Origin of the sequence: Rhodococcus sp. R1101 (assembly GCF_000278445.1) — a bacterium.
Taxonomy (GTDB): Bacteria; Actinomycetota; Actinomycetes; order Mycobacteriales; family Mycobacteriaceae; genus Rhodococcus; species Rhodococcus gordoniae.
The window spans coordinates 1-3,454 of record NZ_AJVB01000417.1; the positions used below are offsets into that span (position 1 = coordinate 1).

At 70.2% G+C, this 3,454-nt stretch carries 2 protein-coding genes and 1 pseudogene; all 3 read right to left on the reverse strand.

The features are described 5' to 3' along the window. On the reverse strand, positions 1-1,953 hold a 1,953-nt coding region (locus R1101_RS0118990; protein WP_026003466.1), incomplete at its 3' end, for a molybdopterin-dependent oxidoreductase. 55 nt (positions 1,954-2,008) lie between these two features. Then, positions 2,009-2,704 carry a hydrogen peroxide-dependent heme synthase gene (hemQ, locus tag R1101_RS0118995; protein ID WP_026003467.1) on the reverse strand — a complete coding sequence of 232 codons (696 nt, stop codon included), beginning with the start codon at positions 2,702-2,704 and terminating at the stop codon, positions 2,009-2,011. Between the two features lie 5 nt (positions 2,705-2,709). Then, positions 2,710-3,454, reverse strand: a pseudogene (locus R1101_RS0119000) (FAD-dependent oxidoreductase); the annotation flags it as partial.

Below are 3,454 nucleotides of genomic sequence, written 5' to 3' on the forward strand. Positions count from 1 at the left end.
ATGCATCCGGATCGGTTCACGGCCGCGGACCTTCGACGCCTGGCTCACGGACCCGTGGTCGAGTTGCCCGTGCAGGCGCGTGGCCGGCTGGTTGGCGATCAGGTGCAGCGGGAACCGATCGGCCCGAGGGGAACCGAGCCATTCGTCCGGCTCGTACCAGGTGGGGTGACCGGCGCAGTCGTCGTACCCGAACGAGTCGATGTCGGCGGAGAAGATCTCGAGGCGTCCGCTGGGGGTTCGCAGCGGATGTCCGTCGGGATCGGAGCGGAAGTCCTCGAACAGCGTGAGATCGTCCTCGGTCCGCATCCGGACCGGTCCGCCGTACCAGAAGTCCTCGAAGGGCGGTGGATCCTCGACCCGCCGGTCGTCGGCGAGGACGAAACCGCGCCACTGCTCGTAGAGGTGTTCGAGCCACTGCCGGGAAGTCCGGCCCTCGGTGAACGTCTCGCCGAAACCGAGCCGGTGGGCCAGAGCGGTGAAGGTGTCGTAGTCGTCGCGGGCGTCGGCGAAGCGCGGGACGGCGGCCTGCATCGCGACGAGCAGCGGATCGTTGCGTGTGCACGTGAGGTCGTCGCGTTCGAGCGCCGTGGTCGACGGCACGACGATGTCGGCGTGCTTGGCCATCGGCGTCCAGTACGGGTCGTGGACGACGATCGTGTCCGGTCGTTGCAGCGCGCGACGGAGCCGCCCGATGTCCTGGTGGTGGTGGAAGGGATTGCCGCCCGCCCAGTACACGAGACGGATGTCGGGGAAGGTCGGACGTTGCCCGTCGTAGTCGAACTGCTCCCCCGGCCGCAACAGCAGGTCGGAGATCGCGGCGACGGGGATGAAGTCCTCGACGTCGTTGTTGCCCTGGAACAGGGTGGGTAGCGGATACGGGACGGGCGCGAGACCGGGTTCGTTCATCGACCCGTAGCCGTGGCCGAAACCGCCACCGGGAACGCCGAGTCGACCGAGCATCGCGGCGAGGGTCACGCCCGCCCAGGGCGCCTGCTCGCCGTGCCGGACACGTTGCAGCGACCAGGTCACGGACACCAGGGTGCGACCGCAGGCCATGCGCCGCGCGAGGTCGACGAAGGTTCCGGCGGGCAGCCCCGAGAGCGTGGCCGCCCACTCGGGGGTCTTGGGAACGCCGTCGGTGCGGCCGAGCAGATACTCCTCGAACCGGTCGTAGCCGGTGCAGTAGCGGTCGAGGAACTCGCGGTCGGCGAGATCTTCGGTGGCCAGGACGTACGCGAGGGCGAGCATGATCGCGACGTCGGTGCCCGGCCGGGGAGCGAGCCACTCGTGCTCGCCGTGCATGTCGCTGCGGATCGGGCTGAACGAGACGATCCGGCCGCCGCGGGCCCGCATCCGGTCGAGGGCGTCGCGGGTGGGGTGGTCGCTCGTGCCGCCGTCGTTGACAGCGGTGTTCTTCAGCGGGATACCGCCGAAGCACACCATCAGATCGGTCTCGCGGGCGATGACCTCCCAGGAGGTGGAGCGCGCGAACAGTTTCCAGTGGGTGCCCAGCACGCGTGGCATGATCACGCCGGTCGCGCCGAGCGAGTAGGAGTGCACCGAGCGGGTGTAGCCACCGAACATCTTGAGGAAGCGGTGCACCTGGCTCTGCGCGTGGTGGAACCGGCCGGGCGCCGACCAGCCGTAGGAGCCGCCGAAGATCGCCCGGTTGCCGTGCCGGTCCTTCACGCGCTGCAGTTCGCCCGCGAGGATCTCGGTGAGTTCGTCCCACGAGACCGCGACGTACTCGTCGTCGCCGCGTCGCGTGCTCGGTCCCGGTCCGTTCTCGAGCCAGCCCCGGCGGACGGCCGGTCCGGCGACGCGAGCACGGTGCCGCACCGAACCGGGGATGTTCCCCAGGATCGGTGAGGGGTCGCGGTCCCCGGCGTAGGGCTGCACGGCGACGACCTCGCCGTCGCGTGCCTGCGCCGAGAACATCCCCCAGTGCGCCATCTGGGAGAACAGCCGATCGTCTCCCTCCGGTGGCACCGCGCTCGTCGGGGTCACGTCAGGGCAGCGACGCGACCAGCGCTGCGACGTCGACCCGCGGCCCGGTGAAGAAGGGGGTCTCCTCCCGGACGTGCAGGCGCGCGTCGGTGGCACGCAGGTCGCGCATGAGATCGACGATGCGGTCGAGCTTCGGAGCCTCGAAGGCGAGGATCCACTCGTAGTCGCCGAGCGCGAAGGCCGGGACGGTGTTGGCACGCACGTCGGGGTAGCCGCGAGCCGCCATACCGTGGTCGGCGAGCATCTTCCGGCGCTGCTCGTCGGGCAGCAGGTACCACTCGTAGGACCGCACGAAGGGGTACACGCAGACGTAGTCGCCCGGTTCCTCCCCCGCGATGAAGGCGGGCAGGTGGCTCTTGTTGAACTCCGCGGGTCGGTGCAGCGCGGTGTTGGACCAGACCGGGGTGCTCGCCCGGCCCAGGAGCGTGGTGCGCCGGAAGTCGGCGTACAGCTTCTGCAGGTCCTCGATGTGCTCGGCGTGGCTCCAGATCATGAAGTCGGCGTCGGCACGGGTGCCGGCCACGTCGTAGATGCCGCGCACGATCACGTCGGTGTCGTCGAGGCGGGCGAAGAACGCCTTCGCGTCCTCGATCGCGGCGGTGCGGTCGTCGCCGAGAACACCGGGCCGGACCTGGAAGACCGACCACATGGTGTAGCGGAGGGTGGAATTGAGTTTGTCGTAGTCGAGACGTGCCATGACGTTCATCCTTCCATTCGTGCAGCCAGGCGTGCGGCCGCGGCCGTGCCTGATGCGACACATGCGGGTACGCCCACTCCGTGCAGCATCGCGCCTGCGACCTCGAGTCCGTCGATCTCGGCGATCTCGGCCTCGAGGGCGGCGACGATCTCGCCGTGGTGTTCGCGGTACTGCGGCAGCCCGCCGTGCCATCGCTGCACGATGGCGGCCACCGGTTCGGCGTCGACTCCGGTGACGGTCGCGAGATCCGCGCGGGCGAGTGCGATCAGCTCGGCCTCCGAGGCGTCGACGAGCGCGTCGTCGCCGAACCGTCCGAACGACGCGCGGGCGAGTGCGACGGGTCGTTCCGCGAGGTGCGGCCATTTCCGGCTCGACAGCGTGAACGCCTTCGCCGACAGCTCCTCCCCCGTCGCGACGAGGATCCCGGAGTTCTGCGGCAGGCCGGTGCCGTGCGGGAACGCGAGCGCGACCACCACCGACGAGGCGAGCGGGATCTGCGCGGCGCACTGCGCGGCAGACCTCACGCTGTCGGCGAGCAGCCGGGCGGCGTCCGGCGCGGGCACGGCGAGTATCACTCCGTCGACCTCACCGAGCGGCTCGATCGACCACCGGTCGCCGTCCCGCTTCAGCCCGGAGGCCGCGGTGCCGTAGAGGAATTCCGCGTCGGCCTTGCGCACGAGGGCCTCGAGCAGGACACCGTAGCCCTCGCGCAGCGTCCCGAAGACCGGAGCGTCCGACGGCGGGGGCAGG